Annotated in this window: 24 protein-coding genes; 8 read left to right on the top strand and 16 right to left on the bottom strand. The window is 42.6% G+C overall.

Features of this window, described 5'->3' with window-relative positions:
* Positions 1–134: 134 nt before the first annotated feature.
* Positions 135–1,526, top strand: coding sequence for an MFS transporter (locus NV379_RS12135; RefSeq protein WP_258207580.1), 1,392 nt, complete (start codon positions 135–137; stop codon positions 1,524–1,526).
* A 50-nt stretch (positions 1,527–1,576) separates the two neighbouring features.
* The gene (locus tag NV379_RS12130; RefSeq protein WP_258207579.1) at positions 1,577–3,157 is read left to right on the top strand and encodes a DUF5597 domain-containing protein; all 1,581 of its coding nucleotides are present in this window, start codon (positions 1,577–1,579) and stop codon (positions 3,155–3,157) included.
* A gap of 56 nt (positions 3,158–3,213) precedes the next feature.
* Here NV379_RS12130 and NV379_RS12125 read toward each other — a convergent pair whose 3' ends face one another.
* Positions 3,214–3,825: a TetR/AcrR family transcriptional regulator gene (locus tag NV379_RS12125; RefSeq protein ID WP_258207578.1), complete on the bottom strand. Its 612-nt coding sequence runs from the start codon at positions 3,823–3,825 to the stop codon at positions 3,214–3,216.
* Positions 3,826–3,982: 157 nt separating this feature from the next.
* Positions 3,983–5,527, bottom strand: coding sequence for an MDR family MFS transporter (locus tag NV379_RS12120; RefSeq protein ID WP_258207577.1), 1,545 nt, complete (start codon positions 5,525–5,527; stop codon positions 3,983–3,985).
* 181 nt (positions 5,528–5,708) lie between these two features.
* On the opposite strand from NV379_RS12120, the gene NV379_RS12115 reads away from it, so the two are divergent.
* On the top strand, positions 5,709–6,326 hold the full coding sequence (locus NV379_RS12115) for a TetR/AcrR family transcriptional regulator (protein ID WP_258207576.1): 618 nt from the start codon (positions 5,709–5,711) through the stop codon (positions 6,324–6,326).
* Positions 6,327–6,596: 270 nt separating this feature from the next.
* Here NV379_RS12115 and NV379_RS12110 read toward each other — a convergent pair whose 3' ends face one another.
* Complete coding sequence (locus NV379_RS12110; protein ID WP_258207575.1) at positions 6,597–7,079, bottom strand: hypothetical protein; 483 nt, start codon at positions 7,077–7,079, stop codon at positions 6,597–6,599.
* Positions 7,080–7,086: 7 nt separating this feature from the next.
* Between NV379_RS12110 and NV379_RS12105 the strand changes: the two genes are divergently transcribed.
* Positions 7,087–7,212: a hypothetical protein gene (locus NV379_RS12105; RefSeq protein WP_258207574.1), complete on the top strand. Its 126-nt coding sequence runs from the start codon at positions 7,087–7,089 to the stop codon at positions 7,210–7,212.
* 339 nt (positions 7,213–7,551) lie between these two features.
* Here NV379_RS12105 and NV379_RS12100 read toward each other — a convergent pair whose 3' ends face one another.
* The gene (locus NV379_RS12100; RefSeq protein ID WP_258207573.1) at positions 7,552–8,952 is read right to left on the bottom strand and encodes an MFS transporter; all 1,401 of its coding nucleotides are present in this window, start codon (positions 8,950–8,952) and stop codon (positions 7,552–7,554) included.
* Positions 8,953–9,154: 202 nt separating this feature from the next.
* On the opposite strand from NV379_RS12100, the gene NV379_RS12095 reads away from it, so the two are divergent.
* A complete protein-coding gene (locus NV379_RS12095; protein ID WP_258207572.1) occupies positions 9,155–9,499 on the top strand; it encodes a winged helix-turn-helix transcriptional regulator in 345 nt (114 codons plus the stop codon).
* Between the two features lie 85 nt (positions 9,500–9,584).
* Here NV379_RS12095 and NV379_RS12090 read toward each other — a convergent pair whose 3' ends face one another.
* From NV379_RS12090 to NV379_RS12065, 6 genes are all read right to left on the bottom strand, one after another.
* On the bottom strand, positions 9,585–10,565 hold the full coding sequence (locus tag NV379_RS12090) for an alpha/beta hydrolase (protein WP_258207807.1): 981 nt from the start codon (positions 10,563–10,565) through the stop codon (positions 9,585–9,587).
* Between the two features lie 235 nt (positions 10,566–10,800).
* Positions 10,801–12,168, bottom strand: coding sequence for a sensor histidine kinase (locus tag NV379_RS12085; RefSeq protein WP_258207571.1), 1,368 nt, complete (start codon positions 12,166–12,168; stop codon positions 10,801–10,803).
* On the bottom strand, positions 12,165–12,839 hold the full coding sequence (locus NV379_RS12080) for a response regulator transcription factor (RefSeq protein WP_258207570.1): 675 nt from the start codon (positions 12,837–12,839) through the stop codon (positions 12,165–12,167). Before NV379_RS12080 ends, NV379_RS12085 begins: the two co-directional genes overlap by 4 nt.
* Positions 12,840–12,906: 67 nt before the next feature.
* Positions 12,907–13,665: an ABC transporter ATP-binding protein gene (locus tag NV379_RS12075; protein ID WP_258207569.1), complete on the bottom strand. Its 759-nt coding sequence runs from the start codon at positions 13,663–13,665 to the stop codon at positions 12,907–12,909.
* Positions 13,666–13,669: 4 nt separating this feature from the next.
* The gene (locus NV379_RS12070) at positions 13,670–15,988 is read right to left on the bottom strand and encodes an ABC transporter permease (RefSeq protein ID WP_258207568.1); all 2,319 of its coding nucleotides are present in this window, start codon (positions 15,986–15,988) and stop codon (positions 13,670–13,672) included.
* Positions 15,989–16,030: 42 nt separating this feature from the next.
* The gene (locus NV379_RS12065) at positions 16,031–16,666 is read right to left on the bottom strand and encodes a TetR/AcrR family transcriptional regulator (protein ID WP_258207567.1); all 636 of its coding nucleotides are present in this window, start codon (positions 16,664–16,666) and stop codon (positions 16,031–16,033) included.
* Between the two features lie 213 nt (positions 16,667–16,879).
* Here NV379_RS12065 and NV379_RS12060 point away from each other — a divergent pair, with 213 nt between their 5' ends.
* Positions 16,880–17,518, top strand: coding sequence for an SGNH/GDSL hydrolase family protein (locus tag NV379_RS12060; RefSeq protein WP_258207566.1), 639 nt, complete (start codon positions 16,880–16,882; stop codon positions 17,516–17,518).
* Here NV379_RS12060 and NV379_RS12055 read toward each other — a convergent pair.
* The 3 genes from NV379_RS12055 to NV379_RS12045 all read right to left on the bottom strand — a co-directional run bounded on the left by NV379_RS12055 (position 17,515) and on the right by NV379_RS12045 (position 18,927).
* A complete protein-coding gene (locus tag NV379_RS12055; protein ID WP_258207565.1) occupies positions 17,515–17,901 on the bottom strand; it encodes a MazG nucleotide pyrophosphohydrolase domain-containing protein in 387 nt (128 codons plus the stop codon). The genes NV379_RS12060 and NV379_RS12055 overlap by 4 nt on opposite strands.
* An 80-nt stretch (positions 17,902–17,981) precedes the next feature.
* Positions 17,982–18,404: a DUF3995 domain-containing protein gene (locus NV379_RS12050; RefSeq protein ID WP_258207564.1), complete on the bottom strand. Its 423-nt coding sequence runs from the start codon at positions 18,402–18,404 to the stop codon at positions 17,982–17,984.
* A gap of 13 nt (positions 18,405–18,417) precedes the next feature.
* Entirely contained in the window at positions 18,418–18,927 is a 510-nt protein-coding gene (locus tag NV379_RS12045; protein ID WP_258207563.1) for a TetR/AcrR family transcriptional regulator, read from the bottom strand.
* 270 nt (positions 18,928–19,197) lie between these two features.
* Between NV379_RS12045 and shc the strand changes: the two genes are divergently transcribed.
* Positions 19,198–21,093: a squalene--hopene cyclase gene (gene shc / locus NV379_RS12040; protein WP_258207562.1), complete on the top strand. Its 1,896-nt coding sequence runs from the start codon at positions 19,198–19,200 to the stop codon at positions 21,091–21,093.
* Positions 21,094–21,790: 697 nt separating this feature from the next.
* On the top strand, positions 21,791–21,916 hold the full coding sequence (locus NV379_RS12035; protein ID WP_258207561.1) for a hypothetical protein: 126 nt from the start codon (positions 21,791–21,793) through the stop codon (positions 21,914–21,916).
* 901 nt (positions 21,917–22,817) lie between these two features.
* Here the strand turns inward: NV379_RS12035 and NV379_RS12030 are convergent.
* The 3 genes from NV379_RS12030 to NV379_RS12020 form a co-directional block, all read right to left on the bottom strand.
* Positions 22,818–23,579, bottom strand: a complete 762-nt coding sequence (locus NV379_RS12030) for a glycosyltransferase (protein WP_258207560.1) — start codon at positions 23,577–23,579, stop codon at positions 22,818–22,820.
* Positions 23,580–23,591: 12 nt separating this feature from the next.
* Entirely contained in the window at positions 23,592–24,176 is a 585-nt protein-coding gene (locus tag NV379_RS12025) for a TetR/AcrR family transcriptional regulator (RefSeq protein WP_258207559.1), read from the bottom strand.
* 399 nt (positions 24,177–24,575) lie between these two features.
* Positions 24,576–25,502, bottom strand: coding sequence for a copper amine oxidase N-terminal domain-containing protein (locus tag NV379_RS12020; RefSeq protein ID WP_258207558.1), 927 nt, complete (start codon positions 25,500–25,502; stop codon positions 24,576–24,578).
* Between the last annotated feature and the right edge of the window lie 122 nt (positions 25,503–25,624).

The following is a 25,624-nucleotide window of genomic DNA, read 5'->3' as shown; positions in this document are numbered from 1 at the left end:
TTCCATGATTGTGAGTCCCTTTCCACAGTTGAGGCATAAAAAGAATGTTGACGCCATTATTTCCAATATTGTACAATTTTTGTATGCCACACGCGTGGCATTACGTGGATGCACAATAGCAAAGGAGGGGTCGGATGGTGAAATTGCCAAGGAAGATTAGGATTTTCTATTCACTTGGGCAACTAGGCTGGTCCATTTTGGCGGGAATCATAGGAACATGGCTCGTCTATTTTTATTTACCACCAGCAGAATCCGGCATCAATGTGGTGATCCCGCAAGATAGTGTGTTTATGGGCGTTACGATGATTGGCGTCATCATGGGGTTCAATACACTAATCAATTCACTGACCGACCTTTGGGTCGCAAGTAGAAGTGATCGAAGCAAACACCGCCTTGGGCGACGGACACCCTTTTTAAGACGAAGTGCCCTGCCTTGCGCTGTTATGCTCGTGTGCATCTTCGTCGTTCCTTTTCAAGATGGCATTCACACGTTTAATTCCATATGGCTATTCATCCTTCTGCCTCTATACTCTGTTGCTTTTACTTTTTATGTGATCCCTTACACAGCACTTCTTAGTGAACTCGGCCGTAGCACAGAAGATCGAATCGATCTTTCGACGTATATCTCAGTTACCTGGTTTCTTGGTCTGATTATTGCAACCTTTGCCCCTAATATCTGGGAGATCGTCATGACGGTCTTCGACATTCCCAAAACCGCCGCTATCCAGTGGACTTTTGCTGGACTCGCAGCTATTGCATTCATTCTTATGCTCATACCCGGCTATACGATTGATGAGAATAAATATGGTTTCACCCACGCAACAAGCCTAGACGTTAAATCATCCGTTAAATCTATCCTTCAGAATAAAGACTTCAGATCTTTCTTAACGAGCGAGCTCGGGTACTGGTTCACCAACACGTTCTTTCAATCCTCCCTTGTTTATTACATTACGGTGCTGGCACGACAGAAGGAAACGGATGTCGGGGTGATCGTTGCTGCCGTCGGAGTACTCTCGTTCCTGCTGTATCCACTGGTCAATCGATTAAGCAAGCGTTATGGCAAGAAGAAGCTCATGATTGTATCGTTTGTTTTTCTTATTGTTTCTTTCATCTATATCGCACTTATGGGGATGCTTCCGTTTGATGGATTTATTCAGTTGATTCCTATTATTATTCTCTCTGCCGTTACCTCCGCCATATCCGGCATATTGCCCAATGCCATCATTGCAGATTGTGCCGTATATGACGCTAGTTCAAGTGGAGAAAACAAAGAGGCGTTATACTTTGGCGTTCGGTCGTTTATAACGAAGTTTGGAAGCGCTTTATCTGTGATCCTCTTACCTACCCTACTAGCTATTGGAAACTCTGTTCATAATGATTCCGGTATCCGAATCTCTGTCATTGTTGCTGCCTTTGTTGCCCTCTTGTCCTTACTCGCTTTTCTTAAATACGATGAGAAAAAAATCAGTGCAAGCCCTCTTCCGATAGGAAACTTAGACGCCCAAGAACCGACTCACCACGCGTAAGTTGAAATTTATTATTACCTCATTTGCATATAGGAATAGGAGATGATTGTATGTTTACAGTTAAGGGAAAACCATTCATGCCAATGGGAGGACAGTCCAAAAACTCCAGCGCCTATAACGCTGAAGAATTGGCATCCGCTATTGCTGGCGTCATGACACTCGGAGGCAATACGTTAGAAGCTCCGGTCTATTGGGACCAAGTGGAGAAGGCTGAGGGGGAATTTGATTTCTCTACGGTAGACATGTTGCTAGAGGAGTGCCGCAAAAGTAACTTGCACCTGATCATATTGTGGTTTGCCACTTGGAAGAATGGCGAAATGCGCTATTGTCCTACTTGGGTCAAGTCAGACAAGAAGCGATTTACAAGGGTGCTTCGCAGCGACGGTGTTCCAATGAATATCCTTTCGTCTTACTGTGAGGAATCCCTTCATGCGGATGCTCGAGCGTTCCAAGCCTTGATGGGGCATCTTAAAAATAACGATAGCGAGACTCAGACGGTCATTGCGGTGCAAGTAGAGAATGAACCGGGTATTCTTGGCTGTGATCGAGATTACTCGCCTCAGGCAAATGCTGCATTATCTGGAGATGTTCCCTCTGAACTACTCGAACATGTGAAGGGGCTTGGAGAAGGTCACGTCTGGAAAGCTTTACAGAAGAACGGGGGTAAAGAACAAGGAAGCTGGAATGAGGTTTTTAGTACATCAGGCGGCGAATTCTGCACCGCTTGGTCCATTGCCAAATATATCGATCATATTGCTGCAGAAGGTCGCGCGGTGTATAACATTCCTCTGTATACGAATGCTTGGGTTTCTTTTCCCGGTTGGCCGATTCCAGGGTTCTATCCTGCTGGTGGACCTGTCAGAACCACACTAGACATTTGGAAATTGGCAACACCACATTTGGATCTAATCGCACCGGATATTTACAATGTAAACTATACGGACTACAGAATTATTTGCGAGGACTATCTCCGGTCAGATAACCCTTTATTTGTTCCGGAATCTGGTACAGACGGGCTTAATGCGAGAAATATGCTTCGAGCTTTAGCTGACTATAACGCGATCGGTTACTTTTGTTTTGGTGTAGACAGTATCTTGGATATGGAAGGAAACTTGCTAGAAGATAACATATTATTCGCCGAGAGCTTCCGAAGCGTCATGAGCCTATTACCATTGATTCAGAAGTATCAAGGCACAGGCAGAATTCATGCCGTTGTTGAAGAGGACTATCAAATGAATCAGAGTTTTGAATTCGAAAAATTTATTGGAGCCGTACCTTTTATCAATATGGGCCCAACTAGCGATTGTAAAGACCACAGACATATCCGTAATCCCCGGTTGACTGAAGGACGACCTAAACACGGGCTTATCATTGAAGCTGGTCCGCATGAATTTTTCCTAGCTGGCAACTTCCATCTCTTTATGGTTCCGAGTTCAGGACCTGGATGGCTTGATGCTTTGAAAATGTCATTAATCCAAACCCCCGTGGACTATCTTTCTGTGGAAGAAGGCTATCTGCTAGATACAGGTGAATTCGTACCTACTCGCATTCGTAATGGCGATGAATCCGTATTCGGAAGTTTCTGGGCTACGCCATATTGCGGTGTTGTAAGGGTGATTTTAACACCGTAGTTTCCTATAGTCGCAAGTTCAGCGCACATGGAATCGCAGTCAATCGACTTCGATCTTCATGTGCGCTGTATTCCGCTCAACATAATGTTGCGAAATGATTTGTGAAAATCAATATTATCGCAGTACTCATGCTTCAAGTGGTTCTCTCTTAAGATTAAACGTTGGAAGAGGGAGATAAAGCTGTGACTAATAAAGTGGTACAGCTCTTCGACCGTCATATCGTTACGAATAGAACCATCCTCCACCCCTTCGCGAATATATTGATACAGCGGGTCCTGCTCCGGATTTAATGCTTCAATAAATGATTGTTCCAGCTCCGAATTCGGATAATCGCCTTGAAAATATCGATCGAACTCAGCAGTAAATTTGATCTGCTCTTTCACTTTATCCAGATCAACCTGATAGAAGTACGCTTTTACTTTTTCAAAACCAGCCTTACCGGTCATATCCCCGATATCCAGCGTCAGATAATCTTGTATTTGCTTCATTACTAAGATCTCAATTTCAAAAGCTAATTCATCTTTCGTGGGGAAATAGCGATAGAGCGTTCTTCTATTGATATTTACAGCCGATGCAATATCTTTCATTTGTGCATTCGCAATCCCGATCGCTATAAATTGTTTCTCCGCTTCGATCAGGATACGCTGCCTTGTCGATTGCACATCCATTCCTTCATCGCCTCGCTTAAACTCTAAGAGTAATTAACCACCATTCTAGCATACTTAGTTGCATCAGAAATCTCAGTAATTGAATATAACCTTTTTCATGATTTAATGGAGGCGAACCGTGGTTGTGTAGAACCACAATTCGCCAGAACCTATTCGTTCAATCAATCGTCCGAACCTGTTTAACCTTCTCTACTAATCGAGCATGACCCATAAAGAAACTTGCAATAAGCCCAATAACTACAAAGATCATCCCAACTAAGAATACATGAGCTAACGCGTTACTCCATACACCTTGAAGTCCAACTGATACTTCAGGAGGCAAAGTGGCTCGGGCACTAGAATCCAGAAGTACCTGAGGATTGGCATAATGCTGTAATTGATCTGGCGAAAGTGTATCCAGCTTCTTTTGGAGTTCGATGAGTCCTAAGGATATCTGCTGGGATTGCAGACTACCTAATACACTGACTCCGATCGTCCCCCCAATAGATCGAAAAAACTGAGAAGAAGATGTGGCGACTCCACGAAGTTCACTTCCGACCGCACTCTGTGCAGCAGTTCCAACAGTTGGATAGACAGCGCCCATGCCGAGTCCAGCAATAATCATATAGAGGATCATTTGTGTCTGTGTCGTATCTACTGTGATTTGGGAAAATAGAAAAAATCCAATCGTCATGAGCGTCATGCTAGGAACAAGTATCGCTCGATAAGATATCTTACTCATTAGACGACCGCCAACGATCGATGTAATCGTCACTGCAAGCATGAGTGGCGTCAGTATGTAACCCGCAACTGACGATTTAACACCGATAACGCCCTGTACGACTAATGGAATATACACCATCGCACCGAACAATCCTGCACTCATAAAAAAACCAACTATATTTCCATAGGCTATGGTACGAATTTTAAACAGAGAAAATGGAATAATGGGTTCCTTTGCCTTCGTCTCTATCCACAAGAATAGAACAATCATAATGACTCCAACGCTAAGCAATCCAACAATTTGAAGAGATGTCCAATCATACCCTATTCCATTTCCCGTATCACCACCACCTAACACGAGTGCAAGCAGCAGCGATAGGATGCCAAGACTCAATGTAATAACGCCTAACCAATCGATCGATCGTTTCTCTGAGCTCCTGCTTTCTTTCATGACTACTGCTAGTATATAGAGCGCTGGTATGCCAATCGGAAGGTTGATATAGAAAATCCATCCCCTGCTTAATTGTTCTACAATAATTCCACCAATAGTCGGTCCGAGAACGCTAGTTATCGCGAATACGGCTCCGAACAATCCCATGAATTTCCCACGCTTATCGGGAGGGTATATATCTGCCACGATTGTCATGGATAGGGGCATGATCGCTCCCGCTCCCAAACCTTGAATCCCCCTGTAAATGATGAGTTCCGTCATACTCCCTGCAAATCCACATAATGCTGAACCTATAAGAAACAATGATAATCCACTCAAAATAACTTTCTTACGTCCTAGAATATCTGCTAATTTCCCGTAAATCGGCATCGTCACAGTTGAAGCAAGCATATAGACGGTAAATACCCAGCTGTAGAATGATAGCCCCCCTAGTTCCTTGCTTATCGTTGGCATAGCGGTTGTTACGATAGTCTGATCTAATGAGGACAGCAGCAGTCCCAGTAACAATGCGATCGTAATGAGTCGTACTTTTGATTTGTCATTTGGCATTCCTTCAAACACCTCTCCTATAATTTTAATCAACATCGTGTTGCTTTAACATCGATGTGTAGCTTATATTAGAGTAAATATATGGAAGGAACAACCAACAATCATAATACAATCGTCGTATTATCGATAGATAACAAATCCTTGTTGAACAAATCCACAATAAGATACAAAGGAGATTCCAATGTCGAATAAGAAGGTTAATCTTGATCTGCGCGTTAAACGAACACTTCATCTCATTAGAGATGCATTCCTATCGTTAATGGATAAGAAAGGCTTCGATCATATCACCGTGCGTGATATTACGGAATGTGCGGAAATCAACCGAGCCACATTCTATCTTCATTATCAAGACAAACACGATCTCTTACAGAAAATAGTCGATGAGATGATGCATGAGTTTTTAACTGCGTTTCAATTACCCCCAAATTTTGATGCTACTGGCTTCATTAAGGATACGAATACGCCTCCTGATTCGTTTATCCGTCAGTTTGAACATATTGTAGCCCATTCCCAATTTTATCGTGTGATGCTTGGGTCCAATGGATTACCCGGCTTGTCCCATAGAATGGAGAATATCATCCGGGATTCCCTATATCAACGTTCGATTATTGCCCAGCCCAATGACAGTCAAGTTACGATGCCCAGAGATATAATTGTCCGCTATGTCACATCAGCCCATCTAGGGATCATTATGTATTGGCTTGAAAATGACATGCAGTACTCGCCCAAATACATGGCAACACAATTAATCCGACTGCATGAGCATGGCTCTACTTATTTTGTTAAAGGACATACTTGAAACAACACACCTAAATATCTCTCTAGTTAAAAATAAATAAAAGATCAGACAGTTAGCTCACCGCCTGATCTTTTATTTGTTTTCAGTGACCAAATGCCGGTAAGTATCATGGTAGGAAACATTGCTGCATAGCTCCAGTCGAGACTGACCGGTAGGAACAAAGCATAAGACAAAGCAGTCAGACTTAACCCCCCAAATATAACTCTCACGTTTGTCTCGCTCGATTAATAATAATAAATGCGCAATGATATCATTCGGCTATTATCTCGATTAGACAACGTTTGGACCGATCACCTCTCCATTGAAGTGAACCTCAATGATGGTTGGATTCGTGAAGTCGGTTATGGGAACTGGACCATCGCCTCCTGACACACTAAAACCCGAGACTACCCCAGAAGCAGCGGTAAGGTAGTAATTATGGGTCGCACCGAGTATTCCCGTATCCGTGCATTCAAAGGTGGTTGTGAACGTTCCCCCTGCCTGGGCTGTAATCATGCCTGTCACATTGACCTGTGTTATGCTTCCGGTGTCTATAACCGTACTCAAACGTACCCCCGTTAAAGGAGCATCTCGAAATATACTAAACTGCATGACTTGGCTCGCTACGGCGAGTTCAGGACTAATAGGGGTAACAAACGTGAAGCTCCAGACGACCGTCGCTCGAAGGACAACGCGGCTATTTACATTAATGTTGCTCAAGGTGAGGAATTGACTGCTGACAGGGACCTCAGGTCCAACGGTGGCCGGCGACACTGGAAGCGTGAGCGTAGTAATCGGCGCACCTCCGGGTAGCATGGGATTAGGTATTTCGATGAAATCGTACCATGTGAGCAGCGCAGGGGATCCGGCAGGTCCCGTTGGTCCTTGTGGCCCAGCAGGACCTTGAGGTCCGGGAACTCCTTGCGGTGCAATTACCGTAATCTTAGGTGGGGGACAAATAACTTTAACTCCTGCCTTTTTATGACAGATTCTATCGCATGGTTTCTTTCGCCTATGCATCGGACACACCTCCTGATGGGGATGTACCATGTTATGCATTTTATTTTAATGCGTAATAGATACTTGACTAGTTTCATAGACTCTACACCATGCCCGACCTAAAAAAAGACGCCTCAAATGCTCCTTATGTCAGCATGCTTGTACTGAGACCTATTAAGATGCCCCTGGATGTAGCGTTCACCCCAATCGCATATTAAGTTTCTCTTTCAATAAGGGTTTCTTACAATTAATGGATCTCTCGAAGTACCTTGCGCTTTCGGAAACCAGTCGCAATAATAACAGCTCCTAGGACGGCTGCACCAACCGGAACGATCAGAGCAGTTTTGAATCCCTCCAAGATTGCCTGAGGCGAATCCTGATCTCCCGTTGCGATGACACTGACAGCCGTCACCACCGAAAGGCCGAGAGCTGCGCCAAACTGGATCGATGTGCTCAGAAGTCCGCCGGCAATCCCTTGCTCTTCTTCAGCAATTCCATCTGTAGCCGCGATAGTAAGCGGACCATAGGTTAGCGAAAAAGCGATGCCGGTAAGAATCATGGTAGGAAACATTGCTGCATAGCTCCAGTCGAGGCTAACCGGAAGAAATAGGGCGTAAGACAATGCAGCCAGCAATAATCCCCCGAATATAACTCGCACGTTACCGAATTTGCTAACAAGTTTAGGTGTAAGCGTCGGTGCAAGAATAGCATCAACACCAATAGCAAGGAGCGCAAGACCAGTCTCAAGCGCTGACCAACCACGCAGCTCCTGAAGATACAAGACAGCGACGAACTGGAAGCCGAAGAAAGCGCCAGCGAACAATATAGCTCCAAGATTAGCGCGTACGAGCGATCCTGAACGAAGGATGCCAAGTCGCATTAGCGGTGCTGCCGATCGCTTTTCAACTACAATGAAGGCGACCAGGAACACGAGACCAGCGGCCAGCGTTCCGATTGTCCAAGCCATTTCTACTTCAGGCGCATTCACCACCGTCGAGACGAGAAGGAGCATCGCTCCCGTCACACTGATTGCTCCAGCAAAATCAAAACCATGTGATGAACGCTCTGGGCGGACCGATTTCGGAATAAGACGAATCGCAGCCAGAAGAATGACCAGTGCCAGTATCACTGGAGCGAAGAACACCCATCTCCAATCAATTGCCGTGAGCAAACCGCCGACGACAAGACCAAGTGAGAAACCAGCTGCTGCCGTACCCGCGTAGACTAAGAGCGCTTTGTTGCGCTGCGGACCTTCGGGAAAGCTCGTCGTTATAATGGAGAGGCCAGCAGGTGTCATGAATGCAGCAGCCACACCAGTCACGAAACGAGCGACAATGAGAACCCAACCCTCAGTAGCAAATCCACCTATACCTGAGAAGATGAGAAAAATGAATAACCAAGTAAGAAACATTCTCCGACGGCCAAGTAAGTCTGCTGCTCGCCCACCGAGTAGTAGCATGAAACCTCCATAACCGAGTACATATGCACTTACTACCCAACTTAGCTCACTGGTGGACATGCCTAACTCCGTGCGAATCGATGGCAAGGCCACACCCATCATCGATACATCAATGCCTTCGAGGAAGATCGCCCCGCATAACACGAACAACAACCCCCACGATACTTTATTACTTGCACCTCTTTGCATTTGTAACATCCCCTTTCAGCTGTATCACCTTGTTTCCACAGCTATTTAAATTTGAATCTGGTATATGAAGATTATGTTCCATATAATGACATTAGGGAAGAACGCACTATATTGTGCTATAAGTACCAAAAAGTTATATAGGTACCGAAAAGTATCTGTATTTTTGCTCTAAATTACATGCATCGACAGGAGGAGAGATCCCATGGAAATACAACCGAAGCACACGTACAATATCCCCGCAGAAGCCACACTTGATGTTCTCGGAGGCAAGTGGAAAACACTGATTCTTTGCCACTTGTCCTATGGACCGAAGCGAACAAGCGAACTTAAGAAAGCCATGCCTGGAATTACACAAAAAGTGTTAACCCAGCAACTTCGAGAATTAGAGGACGATGGAATCATCTTCAGGACCGTTTATAATCAAGTACCTCCAAAAGTAGTGTATGAAATGACCGAAATCGGAGAATCACTCAAAGCGATCTTGGATCAGCTATGCGAATGGGGAGAAAAATTCATTTCGGGACAGTTTCACCGGAGTAAGGATTAATTGAGCATTTTAAAGATGCATATCGAAAAAAAGCAAAAATCCACAACCTCATTGGTTGTGGATTTTCATTCATACATAAATAATCTTATTTAATTTCCTCCATAAATCTTCTGAGATTTTCAGTGATTTCTTTGGATTTAGTATGGTGTAAATAATGACTTCCTTCCATTGTCATCACTTTCCCATGTAGAGAATCTTTTATCTGCTCTTCATGCAGTGGTATCCATCCTTCTACACCCGTATTATTCGCTTGAATAAAGAAGATAAGAGGGAGATTTTTGGGAAATTTTAATTTTTGAGCTGCTACAAAATTAGAATAAATATGTTCCATCTCATTTAATGTAGTGGGTTCATACATGTTTTTGAGAGAAAGCATTCTTATTTGTTCTTTTGTCTCATCATCATATGGCAGTCCCGCATATGGATCAGTACCAAATTTAAACAGCAATCTGCCGAAACCTGATTGTTTGAGAAGTTTAAAGCTACCCGTTGGGAATTTAACATCCATACCGCCTTGCGTTGGAACACTGCTATCAATCCCAACAAACGCGCTCACTTCAGTTGGATATTTATTGACATAATCAATTCCGTAAATACCTGCAATGGAGTGACCCATTAGCATGTAACGGTCAATATGAAGACTCTGCAGCGCTTCATGAATTTCACTTACTATGTTTTCTGTCGTTCGCTCTTTTTTGGTTCCATCACTTAATCCATAACCAAAAGGTTCAACCATGACAACCTTATAATAGGGAGATAACTCTTCAATTAACGGCTTAAAATCCAGTGCTGGCGCTGCTGTACCATAACCTGGAAGGAGCACGATCGTTTCTTTGCCTTGTCCTTGAATCAGAACATTCATGTTTTTCCCATCTACCTTTACAGATTGACCATAAGGTATAATCTTCCCTTCCTCTGACTTGCTGCTGATCTTATTAACGATAAAAACTGTGGCTATAAATACGACGACGGCTATAACTAATATTGCTAATACTTTAAGTAAAATGATAAGCCATTTTTTCTGCTTACTAGTTGGTTTTCCATTTGTAGTCGTCTCCGACTTCAATTTCAGTATCTCTCGTATTTTCACTCATATCTTCTCCTGTCTTATCTATATCTTAGGCAGCCATAACGGGGTGCTAAAGAAAGCATATATGACGAAGATGTACTCCCCGTGACGTGAATATGAACTGAATATGAACGAACGAAAAAATGCTGCGACATCACATGCAAGAAAGCTTGCACATGTTGCTGCAGCATAGAGAATACAAGGATTTACAATTGATACAATATGGAGCTACTTACTCTGTCATCGTTATGTTTGGCAGTGTGATAATGAAGGTCGTACCTTGGCCTAGTTCACTTTCCACTCGAATGTCGCCTTGATGAAGGGATACAATCTGTTTGACGATTGCAAGTCCCATGCCACTGCCTTCATATTTACGACTATGGGAACGATCTGCCTTAAAAAAACGATCGAATATACGCTTCTGATCCTCTAGCGATATACCTATGCCATTATCCGATATTCGAACTGTAACGTTATTGATATCTTGCTTGATGCTGACCTTAATAATGCCGTCATCCTTGGAAAATTTGATACTATTACCGAGTATATTGGTCCATACCTGATTGAGCTGGTCATGATCAGCTGTTAGTGTAACTGCCTTCAAGTTAAGCTCGAATTGAATGTTGCGGGCGGACCATTGGGGCTGGATCGCAACGATGACTCGTCTTATTTGTTCATCAAGTCTGAGCGTGACCGCCCGCATCTGCTGTGACTGTGATTCAAGTAAACTCAGCTTTAGCAGACTATCACTCATCTTGGACATCCGTTCGGCTTCATTAATAATAATATCGAGATAACGGTTTCGATCATGAACTGTGATATCCTCTTTCTTAAGCGCAATCGCATAGCCGGAAATTGAGGTGAGCGGCGATTGAACTTCGTGCGACACATTCGTTACAAAATCCCTACGCATCTGCTCAAGTTGCTGCAGATCAATCATCATTTCTTCGAAGCTCCGAGCCAAAGTACCTAGCTCTCCTGTTTGCTTAATATTCAGCTTGACGTTGAAATCTCCAGCTGCAATTCTCCTAGTCGCTTTTGTAAGCTTTTTGATCGGTCTTACTAGAAATATGGCAGCAATCACAATCAAGAGGCTTCCTGCTACTAACGAATAGGTTGTAAAGTTCAAAATCCACGTTTTAATAAATGAAGCCGAAGGAGGGGAGATCGGTTCTACAAACATCGCCTTTGTTCCCAATTCAGTTTTCAATGGTAACCCTAAAAGAATAGTAGTAACTCCACTCGGGTTAACTTGAACAACTTGACCATCGAGTACTTCTTTTACTTGTTCCATAGTCACAGTGACAGATTTCTGTCCGTTAAGCGTCCCGTAAGATTGGAAGCCACCCGTATTGTCGTAAACTCTAATATGATAAGATTTGAGCTGATTCATTCCACTTACGAACTGGTCTGCTTGAGGTAATGGTAAAGTCTCGTAGATCCTAGCGATATCCTGTCCGAAGTGAAGTAAGGGAATTCGCAAGTTTTCGTTCAATTGATCTTTAAATACCCAAGTTGCCACAAAAAAAGCAATGAAAGTACCCCCAATCACGGAGACTAGAAAGATTAGGACTACGCGTGTATATAAAGATTTAATCATTCGTACACCTCAAGCCGGTAGCCAAGCCCTCGTACCGTTTCGATTCGAAAATCGGGTGTTGTCGCGAACCTTTCACGCAGCCGTTTAATATGTACGTCTATCGTTCGATCGTCTCCGGCGTAATCAATCCCCCAGATTTGATCAATCAACTGTTCACGCGTATAGATTTGTCCAGGCGTTCCAGCGAGTTTATAAAGGAGTTCAAACTCCTTGAGCGGCAAAGTAATCGGCTCCGTCCCTTTCATCACTTTATAGGTCTGCCGATCAAGAATGACGGTGCCTAACCGAATCGCCTGCGTGGAGCCAATCCGGTATCGTTTCAGTAATGCCCTAACACGAACCGTCAATTCCAATGGATCGAAAGGTTTCGTTAAATAATCATCCGTCCCCAGTTGGAAGCCCTTCACTTTCTCCCATGTTTCCCCTCTAGCAGTTAGCATAAGCAACGGAAGATCAGGATTGCTTCTTCGAAGCTCCTTGCATAACTCCCAACCATCCATAATCGGCATCATAATATCAAGCACGACAAGATCGATATGCGTTGAGGCATAGACCGCAAGTGCTTCCTTGCCATCCGAGGCTTCGGCTGTTTCGAAACCATCATTGCGTAGAAATAAACAGACCAGTTCGCGAATGTTCGCATCGTCGTCAGCAACCAGTATAGTAGGCATCCGATCCCTCTTTCCACTTTCCATCCTATATAGTAATAACATTATACTATAAATAAATTCCCCGATATTATATTCCTACTTCCCTCATTTTCACCGTTACTTTCTCGACCCTGCCATCCATATCCGTCCCGTCAAACTTCGGAAGCTTCAGTTCGCTTACGATTGTTCCGTCGCGCATAAACATAATACGCTCCGTCCGGGCAGCAACCTTGGCATCATGAGTTACAAGCATAATCGCAGTGCCCTCCACGTTAATTTCAGAAAATATGTCCATAATATCCTGCGCAGATTGTGAATTGAGCGATCCCGTCGGCTCATCGCCGAAGATTATTTTGGGGTTGTTCATAAGCGCTCGGCATATTCCCGCACGTTGAAGTTGACCTCCCGAAACCTGTGTAATGTCACGCTTTTCAAGCTCCTTAATGCCTACCCTTTTCATAAGCACTCTTGCCTTCTCCGAAATTTTTGCGGCGTTCTTTCTGTTGTCGCGCATGGACGGAAGAATGATGTTGTCCATAATATTCAAATTTTTCATCATAGTCGGCTGTTGGAACACAAATCCCATTTTTATTCTGCGTATATCTGAAAGCTCATTCTCCCCGATCCCCGATAAATCCCTGCCGTCAATAATGACCTTTCCGTCATTAATGCCATCCGTTCCGCTTAGCGCAAACATTAGCGTTGATTTTCCCGATCCCGAAGGTCCCATAACCGCAACGAACTCGCCCTCGTCTATGTAGGCAGACACTCCATCGAGAATATTGCGCTTTTCATCGCCCTCGCCGAAAGATTTTACAATATGATCACCGATAATAATCTTCTTCATATGCCTACTCCTTTATATTTTCAGAAATTTTTATTTGTCCCGCGCCCGATGTGCCAATTATTGTTGCGATAAGTACCGAGCCTATCATCATTAACGGACTAAACAGATATGCCGAAAGCGGATTGACCGCAAACTTAAACGTCGACGCCCCAAACGAGGATATAACCGCACCTGCAAGCATCTCTCCGAGAGTGTTAGCCAGAAGCGTGCCGAGGACAATCCCAACAATCAGAACAAATACCGAACGCGAAACATACTGCGTCTTAATATCCGAGTTTGTAAAACCAAACGCTTTCATGACGGCAATGGAATATTTGTCTCTTGCGATAAGCATTTTCATAAACAACAAAGTAACCAATACCGTAATAATGAGCGCAACGGCAATTGCGGCACTGGAGGCTTTTTTGACGGAGTTTATTATCGAACCGAATGTCTGTGTAACAAATTCATCAATGTCTGAAATCTTTGCAAAAACAAATCTGTCCGCATATTCCGAAGTTCTTTCGTTGACAAGAGATTTATCCGAAAGCTTCGCGCAAATAATGCTCCACATAATGTCTGCCGAATTGTCGGTAAAAACAGCCTTTGCGGTTTTGCCGCCGTTGGTAATGTCGGAATAAATTCCGCTTATCCTGAGATTTTTCTCTTTCCCCTCAATCACTAGGGTTATGACATCGCCGATCTTTTTGCTCAGCTCATTGGCATTCAAAGCCGAAAGTGCAATTTCGCTTTCTGTAGAGGGTGCTCTCCCCCCGGAATATTCTATTGGGAATATCGAATGGTCACCGAGTTCAACTTTTATATTTTCCTCCGATCCATCTTCCTTTTTTGCTTTGAATGTTTTTGTTGTAAGGACAGCATATTTTGAAATGGTACTGTCGCTGTTCAACATTTTTATAATATCAGCTGCTTTTTCGGTGATATTGTCAGCCTGCTGAATATCAATGCGCATATCGTAGTTTCCAACACCCATATATTGAATAAAGCTTTTAGAGGAAATCGTGTTGTACAGATTCTGCGGAACAATTATGATAAATGCCGAGATCACTAGCACCGCAAGCATTGTCGCGTAAAGTCTTTTCCTTGCGAGAACATCTTTGATACCAAGAAACATATTCGTGGGAAGCAGTCTGTTTTTGCTCAGGCAAAAAAGCTTTGAACCTGCGTTTTTTTCTTGTGAAATACCAAAGCGTATTGCTTCCGCAGCAGATATTTTCCGAAAGCGTCTCAATACTCCACTTACATAGGCAATAATTGCAAGGAATACAAGGATTATACCGATTATTCCGAAAATAAAGGCGACAAAAGAATTTTCGCTTTCTCCCATATAAAGCCGTATATTTTCAAGAAGCATGCCTTTGAACATAATTGAAAGTGCAAAACCGAGAATACTGCCTACCGCCGCAATTGCTGCGTATTTTGCAAGATAAATCTTTTTTATGTCAGAAACACGTAGCCCTATTGCCTTCATAACGCCAATTTCGCGGTAATCGTCTTCGATCTTCGCAAGGAGCGTAAAGCGTATGCACATAAATGCGATTGCAACGACAAGTCCGCTTACAAGAAGTAAAACTGCAATCATCATTCCGTCTGAAAGTGCGTTCATCGTTTTGAAAAGTCTATATGTAACCGTTGGTCCGTTCGCTTCAAGTCCTGCGGAGGCATAAGCAGTCTCAAATGCGCCGAGCGCTGACAAATCCTTTAATCTGAACTCAATCAGATACTCCGTACTTCCAAGTTTTCTTATTTTCGTATAATCATCTTTACTGACAAGAAATCTCTTTGAGGCGGAGAGCGTGGAATTCATCTGCGAATCTCGAAGAAATCCCGCAACAGTAAATTCCTTTCCGCTTATTATGGCCTTATCACCGACCTTCGTGGTTTTGTCCCTCATATAGCTTATTGGAACATAAAGCTCCCCGTCGGTTACGTTTATGATGTTTCCGTCAAGATCAAGAAGATAATCGAATTTTTCGCTCTGTGTGCTGAATCCATTATCCTGAACACTACTTGCAAGCGAACCATCGCCCAAAATAATCTGCGCACCGTCCATGTTGAGAAATTCAATCACCTGAAAATCATCAACATTGTTATTTTGCTTCGCAAAAGATGTAAGCCGTGCATTATCAATTTCACCCGAATGCATCTGCATAAAATGCGGAGTTTTAGCTTGTTTCATAAGCGTATCTAGCGCGCCCGAAAGATTGACGATAAGTATAGCCGCGAGAGAGACAAGCATAGCTGAGGCAGCGACAAATATGATTGTTGTCAGCGTAATTGCTTTGCTCTTTACAATGTCATTACGGATTATTCTGTTATACATAAGTCACCTCTGTTCCCAAGCTTTTTAACCGATTTTCCCGAATTATTCATTGCTGCCAAACATCTGCATAACGACGGACATTAGACTTCCACTTTCGGCACCAAGCAGCCTTTCTACGTTAAAAACAAAAGCATGCATGCGTGAAGCGCGCTCCTCGTTCGTCATTTCAACCATATCATCCTCAAAAACGGTGTTCATATATGCCACAACCATTTCCATGCATTCATACGGGAACGGCGTACTGAACAATCCTTGCTGGATGCCCTCGCGGATTATTCCCGTCAGTATCGGAGGAACGCCGTTAATGATGACCTTTTGTATTTTCTGATGCATAAGCGCGTTCTGCGGCTTGTGAATGTGCTCCATAATTTCCTTACTGCTTCCATCACTTATGTTCAGAGCCATTACAACGCCAATAATGCGCTCGTTTAAAGAAATGCCCTTGTCTACGCCAATTTTCTGTGCCGCACTTAAAAGACGAACACTATACCGCTCAATCAGCGCGTTCATAATATCTTCCTTAGACTTGAAGTGATAATACAGCGTTCCCCGCGCAATTCCGACCTTTTCGAGAATATCGTTGGTACTTGTGCCGTCAAAGCCTTTCTGACCAAAAAGCTGATCCGCTGCATCAAGTATTTCGTTCCTACGTTCCTCGGCTTCTTTTACAACTCTCATCTTATACCTCCCTTTTTAACCGACCGACTGCCTGTCGGTTAAATAGTAACATGCTATTTTGTAAAGTCAATGGTGTTCTAAATTACGTCAAAAATATGCCACATAAAATGGAAACATTAATTGTTAATGTCCACACAACCTGTACAAGATCTCAATACTATATATGTAAATACGCAACAAACAAATATTTGATCGCTAGGTGGGTGATATCCTATGATCTATACAGCTCTTGGGGATTCTATTACTTTTGGGGAAAATGCCTCTTCTATGGAAAAATCTTATCGACTATTAGCAGTATCTTCATTAAATGCCTACTCCTATAGGATCAGTGGGCATGTATTAGCTCGGCCAGGATGGACCAGTACTGATTTATTAAGTGCAATAAACAGACGAGGCTCCTCAATTATTCGTGGATCTAATGTTGTGACGATATGGATTGGGGGAGTGGATTTAGCCAATGCCGCACTGTCTTCCCTTAGAATCCAACAACCCATACCTGTACAGCAAATTGCAACCAACTATAGTCGAAATATACATGCCATAATAACTCGAATTAATAAAGAATGCTCTGCCCGTATCATTATCTGCACACAATACAATCCATTTCCAAATAGCCCGCTTGCAATTGAATCGATCGCACAATTAAACCGTTTAACGAGCGAGCTTGCCCGAAGTTCTGGTGCTATTCTCGCACCTACACATGCCTGGTTTGAAGGAAAACAAGCACTTCTTATTCATGGATATCGTAATGGCAAAATTGAAGATGCACTAAGTGGCTCTCTGCCCATCCACCCCAATGATCAAGGACATCGCGTTATCGCAACGGGATTAATCCCCTATCTCATGCCTTAATCATTTGTTTTCAAACTAATATCCTTGTTTTTTCTGTTCTTAACTTCTTCCATTTTTGAATAAAAACTTTTCTCTAAATCTATTTCAAAAAAATTAGAGATTTTTATCATATAAGCTAAGCAGTCTGCAAATTCTTTACCTAGGTCTTCTTTTATATTTTCCTTTGCTAATCGAAAAGAAGTATCTTCATCCATACCGTTACGAATACATTCATTTGTATGATTAAATGCCTTTCGTAGTTCTTCCGCTACTTCAGCAACTTCAGTAGTTAGTAACATATAATTATCTAAAAGCGAGGCTCTACTTCTTTCATAATTATCAGTGTTAATACTCCATCCCATCTCCTGCTGATACTGTTTTGCAAATGCCTGTAATTCTTTCATTATTTTCGCACCCCTAAATTATCAAATATTAATATAACAATTAATGGAGAATCGAACCCCAATCCGAAGACAACGCCCTATCAACTGTTTATTACAAAAATTAAACATCCCCCGATAAATAGACATAACGGGGAATACAATAAGGTGTCCCATTTGGCAAATAGGGTCCCTTTGTGTTTCTTCAAGAAACCAATCCAGCGCAAATCCCCGATCGCTCGTATTATGAATACACCTGATAAAACCCAACCCCCGTAGTTAAATAACCAATCAGGAAATATCAGCCTCTCGATGACTTCCCCAAGCTCTAACACAAACAAACCCGCTAAAGCTAATGCCACGGCTACAAGGCTTGTAGCCATTTTCGTTGGTCGAAATTTTATTCTCGAACCATCGCTTGGTATTGCCGCCAGAAATCCTCTTCTCCCACCTACCACCCAATATAGATGAATTCCGCTCAGTAGAAACAGGATGATACCCACAGTGCCAGCCACTATACTCGCCATCGTTCTTCCCCCTTTACAATCCTAATAATTGTACCCGCAGCATGCTAATATGACGATCTAGTTCTTCATATTCAACTTGTGCATTCTTGAAGCGCTCATACCACCCCAAGTAATAGTGATATAGAATATGAGATTTTTGCTCAGCAACTTCAGGGTTCATTCCAACTTTTATAAAGAGTTCTGTAGCATAACTCATTCTTTTTTGCTCAATCGTTTCAAGCGTTGTATAAAAGGCTGGTATCTCCTCACTTAGCTTCCTTAAATAAAATAAAAAATCGCCTTTTCGCGTCACAGAGAACATTTGGACCAGCATCTCTGCAATTTGATCCTCTGCCTTCTCAAGATCGGACGAGCTCAGGATCACTTGTTGAGTCGATATTTTGAACCACCGTTCTATCAACCGTGCGATAAACTCATCTCTATTTTTGAAGTACCAATAGAAGCTACTCTTGCTACAACCTAATTCTGATGCCATCTTTTCAATGACTAAGCCATTTACTCCGCTTTGTGCAAATCGCCTCATTCCTAATTCAATCCATTGAAGTTCCGTAACAATAACTTTTGGAATCTTACTCACCTCTTCTATACGATAACGTCTAGAAAGAAGATACTATAAATAACGGAATATTACAATATCTGTACGATGACGTTCATAAAATTGTCCGTAATTACCCGGTTATGTAGTGAAGGTGCCCTCGTCGTAACCTGATTCGTGTTGAATTGGTACGGAACCGTTATATAGGCCATAGAATAGATGTGTGCCTAACAGATTATCAGCAAGGGAATGGTCTCCATGCAGCTTTTGTATCAAGTTGAATCCGAAATAAGCCGCATCGTTTCGTCATTGCAGACAGTTCAGTATGCAGACGGGTCGTGGCGAATGTGCGTTGACGCCGGTCCTCGTATCGATGCTTATATGATTCTATTAATGCGTTCCCTGCAAATTGGCGACGAAGTGCTGATTGGACGGTTGGCGGAGCGCATAGCCATGCTTCAAACAAATAACGGCTCTTGGAAAATTTATGGCGATGAGGATAAAGGAAACGTATCGGCCACTATCGAGTGTTACTACGCACTTTTGTGGGCAGGGACACACCAAAAGACCGATGAGAACATGAAAGCTGCCAAGCAATTCATCCTCTCCGAGGGAGGAATTGAAAGTAGTAGTCTTCTAACGAAAATTATGCTTGCGGTAACCGGCCAATTTCCGTGGAAAAGTCATCCTTTACTTCCTGTGGAGTTACTCGCTCTCCCCTCCAATTTCCCAATAAATCTGTACGATTTTTCCGGTACCGCAAGAGTCCATATGGTTCCAGTCCTGGTCCTGTCGGACAAAAGCTATGTGATTCGAGCGGACGGCAATCCAGAACTGTCGGATTTATGGGCTGAACCAGAATCTCGTCCGGCCTCGCCTTCAATATGGAGTGAGGACTCCATTGCCTATCGTTCGATTCTAGACAGCATTCAATCTGGCATCCACCAATTGTTTCTCATGCCCAAGCAGGTACATGCCTCTGCGGTACGGAGAGCGGAACAATACATGCTGGAGCGGATTGAGTCAGATGGAACGTTTTACAGTTATTCCAGCGCAACGTTTCTCATGATTTATGCCTTAATGGCACTTGGTTACCCGAAGGATCACCCAGTAATCATGCGAGCATATTACGGATTAAGAACCATGCTCTGTCAAGCAGGCGACAAGCTTCTCATGCAGAACTTCACGTCCACCGTCTGGGATACCGCGTTGATCAGCACCGCCATGCAGACAGCAGGTGTTCCTCCACATGATCCGTCCATCATAATGGCCGGGAATTATTTGCGATTCAGGCAGCATGCGCGTTACGGCGATTGGAGAGTCCATAATCCCGATAGTCCTCCTGGTGGATGGGGATTTTCCGATATTAACACGATCAATCCAGACAATGACGATACAACGGCGGCGCTAAGAGCGATCCGGGGAGTAACTACATTCGATCCTTACTTTCGCGAATCATGGAATCGTGGCCTGAATTGGCTGATCTCCATGCAGAACCGAGACGGAGGATGGGCCGCTTTTGAGAAAAATACGGATAAGCGTGTGCTCGCTTGGATCCCCATAGAAAATGCTGCGGATATCGTCATCGATCCCTCTACAGCCGACTTAACGGGTAGAACTATTGAATTTCTGGGACGCTATGCAGGCTGGAATATGCAGAGCGATAATATGCGGCGCGCCGTTCGTTGGCTAATAGATCATCAAGCGAAAGATGGATCCTGGTACGGTCGCTGGGGAATTTGTTACATTTATGGGACGTGGGCCGCGCTGACCGGCATGTTGGCTGTTGGGGTTTCTCCGCAGCATCCTTCCGTACAAAAAGCCGTCCGATGGCTGCTAGACATTCAAAATACCGACGGAGGTTGGGGCGAATCGTGCAAAAGCGATATTGCAAAGAAATATGTGCCTTTAGGGGCAAGCACACCTTCTCAAACCGCATGGGCCGTTGAAGCGTTAATCGCAGTCTTTCAACGAACGACTCCGGAGATCGAAAGGGGGATTCGCTGCCTTCTTGAACTTGGAAGTACCGACGATTGGCGGACTTCCTATCCGACCGGCGGAGGCTTGCCAGGCAATTTCTATCTCAATTACCACAGCTACCGTTATATTTGGCCGCTGATAGCGTTGTGTAAGTATCGAGGATTGAAACATTGAGTCAGTACTCCAATACCAATAAAAATGTAAAAAACCACAACCTGACTGGTTGTGTTCTTTCATTATGGAGGCGAGCCGTGGCTGTGTAAAAACACAATTCGCCAGAACCTATTCGTTCAATCAACCGTACGAACCTCTTTAACTCTATCAACTAATCGAGCATTATCATCTTAAATGCGCAATGATATCATTCGGCTCTTATCTCGATTAGACAACGTTTGGACCAATCACCTCTCCATTGAAGTGAACCTCAATGATGGTTGGATTCGTGAAGTCGGTTATGGGAACTGGACCTCCTCCTCCTGACACACTAATACCCGAGACTATCCCGGAAGTAGCAGTAAGGTAATAATTATGGGTTTCACCGAGTATTCCCGTATCCGTGCATTCGAAGGTGGTTGTAAACGTTCCCCCTCCCTGGGTTGTAATCATGCCCGTCACATTAACCTGCGCGGCGCTTCCTGTGTCTATAACTGTACTTAAACGTACCCCAGTTAAAGGAGCATCTCGAAATATACTAAACTGCATGACTTGGCTCGCTACGGCGAGTTCAGGACTAATAGGGGTAACAAACGTGAAGCTCCAGACGACTGTCGCTCGAAGGACTACGCGGCTATTTACATTAATGTTACTCAAGGTGAGGAATTGACTGCTGACGGGGACCTCAGGTCCAACGGTGGCCGGCGACACGGGAAGCGTGAGCGTAGTAATCGGCGCACCTCCGGGCAGCATGGGATTAGGTATTTCGATGAAATCGTACCATGTGAGCAGCGCAGGGGATCCGGCAGGTCCCGTTGCTCCTTGTGGCCCAGCAGGACCTTGAGGTCCGGGAACTCCTTGTGGTGCAATTACTGTAATCTTAGGTGGGGGACAAATAACTTTAACTCCCGACTTTCTATGGCATGTTCTATGGCATGGTCTCTTTTGCCTATGCATCTGATACACCTCCTGATGGGGATGTACTATGTTATGCATCTAATCTAAATGCGTAATAGATACTTGACTAGTTTCATAGACTCTAAACTATGCCCGACATAAAATTCCCATGATTTCTTACCGCAATCCCGACATGAAAAGTAATAAGAGTCGGGTTTAGCGGTTTTTTTCATTTTCCCATACTAGTAAGGAACGCAATTAGAATAAATACGATGTTTTTTTATGGGGATTCGACCCTGAACATAAAACAGAGAGGATTCAAAGCGTATACAACTCCTTGTTGGCTCTCTTCTACAGAGGAGATAACCACGTACAGAAAAATGGTTAACTTCCTTTGAATCCGCTAATTGCGTACCTTTATCGTTAGGAGAAATCGTATGAAAACCCTGATCACGCATTGTGCAGGCATGGATATCATCGGCGTTTACAGGGTAATCACAAACCCGCTACCTCAATGTTTATCAATCCCTACTCCAAACGGAAAACCTAGATGCTCTACAACTCGCTCAGGATATTCTATCTGGCAAATACGGTTTCATGTGTCAGTATAAAAAAGTGCTAAGATTCGACAGCTTATGGTCATTCACTCTCAGATTAAATGATCTAAAAATCTTGAGAGCTGAAGGAAATCCCGGCAAAACAAAATTTGAGGAAGATACTCGCCTCCATTGGGCGATTCAGAAAGGGTAATAAAGACGAGCGACCCTCACAAGGTCGCTTATCTGATCATATTGGTGGAGGCGTAGAAATTCAATTCCCTATCCGAAGATCAGCAAAAAGAAAGTCATCTATCTTTTCTGATCTTCATAATAGGCAAGATCGGCTGTCTTTTGATTTTTCCCGCCAGTCCAGTAACCCATTATGATTTTCGGGTTCTTAAAGATCGCCCAATCCCCAAGCGTGTCAAACCTCCTGGTCGAAATAAACAGGGTAGCTTTCCTTATTATCCCGAATAATTTTCCATTCTTCTTTCCCCATTGCTTCAAGCGTTTTGCAAAATCAGCATCTTCGGTCATTAACATCTTCTCATTGAACCCTTGAATCGCATCGAAATCTTTTTTATAACACCAGAACATCCCAATGGCAATATTCCCGTATTTGAGTAAAAGGGGAAGCACGATGACCATTGATGAAGCAATAATTCCTAATGAGACCCTTTCAGACCGTATAGCTCCCACCCCGCCGCCAATATACTTGCCTGTTTTTAATAGGGTATCAACCTCTACCAACATATTTTCTGCCATCCAACTGTCCGCATCAATAGTGACAATCATTTCTCCCCTAGCAACTCGTACCCCTGCGTTTTTAATTTTAGAGAGATTTTTGCTATCTTCCGTAATGATTACACAATTATATAACTCGGCAATCTGCCTTGTCTGATCCGTACAACGATTTAGGACAACTACAACTTCTATACAGCCTTGATAAGAAGCTGCTGCTTTCTGAATTGAATCCAGACATCTTTGAATATATTTTTCTTCATTATGGGCTGGAATAACCACAGTCAAATCAACACGTTCTTGCTCAATAACCCTAACCCCAATAAACATACACATGCCTCCTTATGATTTAATCCCTTCCAACAATAGCGTCGTCGCTTTATGGAACAGGAGCTTCATCTCATCTTTACTCATAAAATTGTAGCTATCAGCCAAGCCCGAATAGAAACTTAATATGATGAATGCGAGCTCTTTTGGGTTTTCTTGCTTAAACTGACCTGATAATATCCCTTCCTCTATGAAGGATTCAAAATTGTTCATGTACTCGCCCACATAACCAATGAATTGGATCCGTGATTCTTCACTAGCCGTGCTTTTTAAATATTCCTCTGCAGCTTTTGAAAGCTGCCTCTGCATCGATTCCACAAAAAAATCAGCGAATACATAGAGTTTATCAATCATGTTTTGATAGTTCGACGCAATCTCAATCCATTGATTCCATGATGCCGTAAATATTTGCTTCGTTATATAATTGAATAGGTCTTCCTTGTTTTCAAAGTGATGATAAATAGCTCCCTTGCTGCATTGCACCCCCTCACAAATATCTTTAATTGAAGTTGCCGCATAGCCTTTTTGTGCAAACAGCGCTTTGGAAACATCCACAATTTTTTGTTTTGTGGTACTTTCCATCTTGTCGTTTTGCTTCAACGTTAATCCCCCAATCTCATAAACATACCGAACGCTCGGTATGTTAATAGTATAAATTTACCAATTGTTATCATCAAGATGTTATGTAATAAATTTGCAGAATTGTAACATTTATTTTCATAGTAGTGTGAATCAATCACTTACTCCTTCATTTACATTGCAGTCCGTGCGGACTAACCCCTGACAAGGCGATACCCACCCACTTTCGAGTCCGAACACACAAAAAAGCGACCTCATGAGGTCGCTTTTTTAATATTATTGATGGAGGCGAGGGAAGTCGAACCCCTGTCCGAAGATAACGCCTCTTTAGCTTCTACGGGTGTAGTTACAGATTTGATGTCACCTTAGAGTCATTGCAAAGCATAGTTACAATTTAGATTATCTTTTTCCTGACGATTTTTATCCTGCAAAAGACAATGCATTCTCAGCGTAGGGATTAAAGATATTTATTGACATTCTGAGACCATTATAAAATGTATATATATCTCCTGTGTACTTATCAATCCAAAAATCAAACATAACTGGTACCACATAATATCTATCATTTTCCGACTCTATATTTAAATTAGTAATCACATCTCTAAGTATTGCCTTGTCATCTTCTTTACTAGGTTCTTCGTTTTCAGCAAGAGGAATAAATTCTCCAAATTTATTTTCAAAAGCTACTATTAATTCTTCTCTTACTTTTTCAATTGCCTCTTCTTTAGAAAGCATCTCAACACTGCTTGGATATCTGCTAACCATAACATGAGGCATTCTTGGGAGAATGTGTTGCTGTGTTAAGTCCTTTCCATTAAAAAAATCGATTTTAGCATTTAAAGCTTCTGCGACAAATCTAATTGGTACATAGGTGGAATTATTAAATATTCTAGGTGCAACATCTAAATCAATTTTTTCACCATTTATTTTAGCATTTTTATGATCTATAAATAATTCGATAGTATTTTCTGCATCAATAATTGTAACTTTTCCTGTTTTAGAGTCCCATTTAATTTGAGCACCTAAATTTTCAGCTAAAATCCTAACAGGCAGTAAAATCCTGTCATTTTCAGTAATCAAATTAGCATTTTTTATGATAGATCCATTAATAAATAATGCTACAAAATTTTTGTTAATTGACTCTTTGGTAGAGTCGTCATATAGAATATAAGACTCTGTATCATCTTCTTCATAAGGATAAATATAGGTTTTGGCAATATTCGATTTGGATATTGTATCAACAACCACAGCCAAAGCACCAACAGGGAAAACTGTTAATAACATTATAGATAACATAATGGATAGCATAATATTGTTTTTCAATACAATCACACCTCTACCTTTCATAAATACGACAATAGACCTGAGCCAATTTGTATTTTGTGATTTAACTTCCTAAATTATACCATAATTTTACTGTAAAACTAATTATCAGCCTTTATCATTTATCAACAAAATCTAAATTTTTG

Origin of the sequence: Paenibacillus radicibacter (genome assembly GCF_024721995.1) — a bacterium.
GTDB lineage: Bacteria > Bacillota > Bacilli > Paenibacillales > NBRC-103111 > Paenibacillus_AM > Paenibacillus_AM radicibacter.
This window is presented reverse-complemented; position numbering and strand designations above follow the sequence as displayed.

Bases quoted from the DNA above. Each gene is read 5' to 3' on its own strand.
- NV379_RS12045 (WP_258207563.1), bottom strand. From the start codon at position 18,927: ATGAGGCGATTTGCACAAAGCGGAGTAAATGGCTTAGTCATTGAAAAG.
- NV379_RS12030 (WP_258207560.1), bottom strand. From the start codon at position 23,579: ATGTTTATTGGGGTTAGGGTTATTGAGCAAGAACGTGTTGATTTGACT.
- NV379_RS12135 (WP_258207580.1), top strand. From the start codon at position 135: ATGGTGAAATTGCCAAGGAAGATTAGGATTTTCTATTCACTTGGGCAA.
- NV379_RS12080 (WP_258207570.1), bottom strand. From the start codon at position 12,839: ATGCCTACTATACTGGTTGCTGACGACGATGCGAACATTCGCGAACTG.
- NV379_RS12055 (WP_258207565.1), bottom strand. From the start codon at position 17,901: ATGAAAGAATTACAGGCATTTGCAAAACAGTATCAGCAGGAGATGGGA.
- NV379_RS12125 (WP_258207578.1), bottom strand. From the start codon at position 3,825: ATGGATGTGCAATCGACAAGGCAGCGTATCCTGATCGAAGCGGAGAAA.
- NV379_RS12115 (WP_258207576.1), top strand. From the start codon at position 5,709: ATGTCGAATAAGAAGGTTAATCTTGATCTGCGCGTTAAACGAACACTT.
- NV379_RS12060 (WP_258207566.1), top strand. From the start codon at position 16,880: ATGATCTATACAGCTCTTGGGGATTCTATTACTTTTGGGGAAAATGCC.
- NV379_RS12100 (WP_258207573.1), bottom strand. From the start codon at position 8,952: ATGCAAAGAGGTGCAAGTAATAAAGTATCGTGGGGGTTGTTGTTCGTG.
- NV379_RS12070 (WP_258207568.1), bottom strand. From the start codon at position 15,988: ATGTATAACAGAATAATCCGTAATGACATTGTAAAGAGCAAAGCAATT.
- NV379_RS12075 (WP_258207569.1), bottom strand. From the start codon at position 13,665: ATGAAGAAGATTATTATCGGTGATCATATTGTAAAATCTTTCGGCGAG.
- NV379_RS12085 (WP_258207571.1), bottom strand. From the start codon at position 12,168: ATGATTAAATCTTTATATACACGCGTAGTCCTAATCTTTCTAGTCTCC.
- NV379_RS12120 (WP_258207577.1), bottom strand. From the start codon at position 5,527: ATGCCAAATGACAAATCAAAAGTACGACTCATTACGATCGCATTGTTA.
- NV379_RS12020 (WP_258207558.1), bottom strand. From the start codon at position 25,502: ATGAAAGGTAGAGGTGTGATTGTATTGAAAAACAATATTATGCTATCC.
- NV379_RS12065 (WP_258207567.1), bottom strand. From the start codon at position 16,666: ATGAGAGTTGTAAAAGAAGCCGAGGAACGTAGGAACGAAATACTTGAT.
- NV379_RS12050 (WP_258207564.1), bottom strand. From the start codon at position 18,404: ATGGCGAGTATAGTGGCTGGCACTGTGGGTATCATCCTGTTTCTACTG.
- NV379_RS12095 (WP_258207572.1), top strand. From the start codon at position 9,155: ATGGAAATACAACCGAAGCACACGTACAATATCCCCGCAGAAGCCACA.
- shc (WP_258207562.1), top strand. From the start codon at position 19,198: ATGCAGCTTTTGTATCAAGTTGAATCCGAAATAAGCCGCATCGTTTCG.
- NV379_RS12130 (WP_258207579.1), top strand. From the start codon at position 1,577: ATGTTTACAGTTAAGGGAAAACCATTCATGCCAATGGGAGGACAGTCC.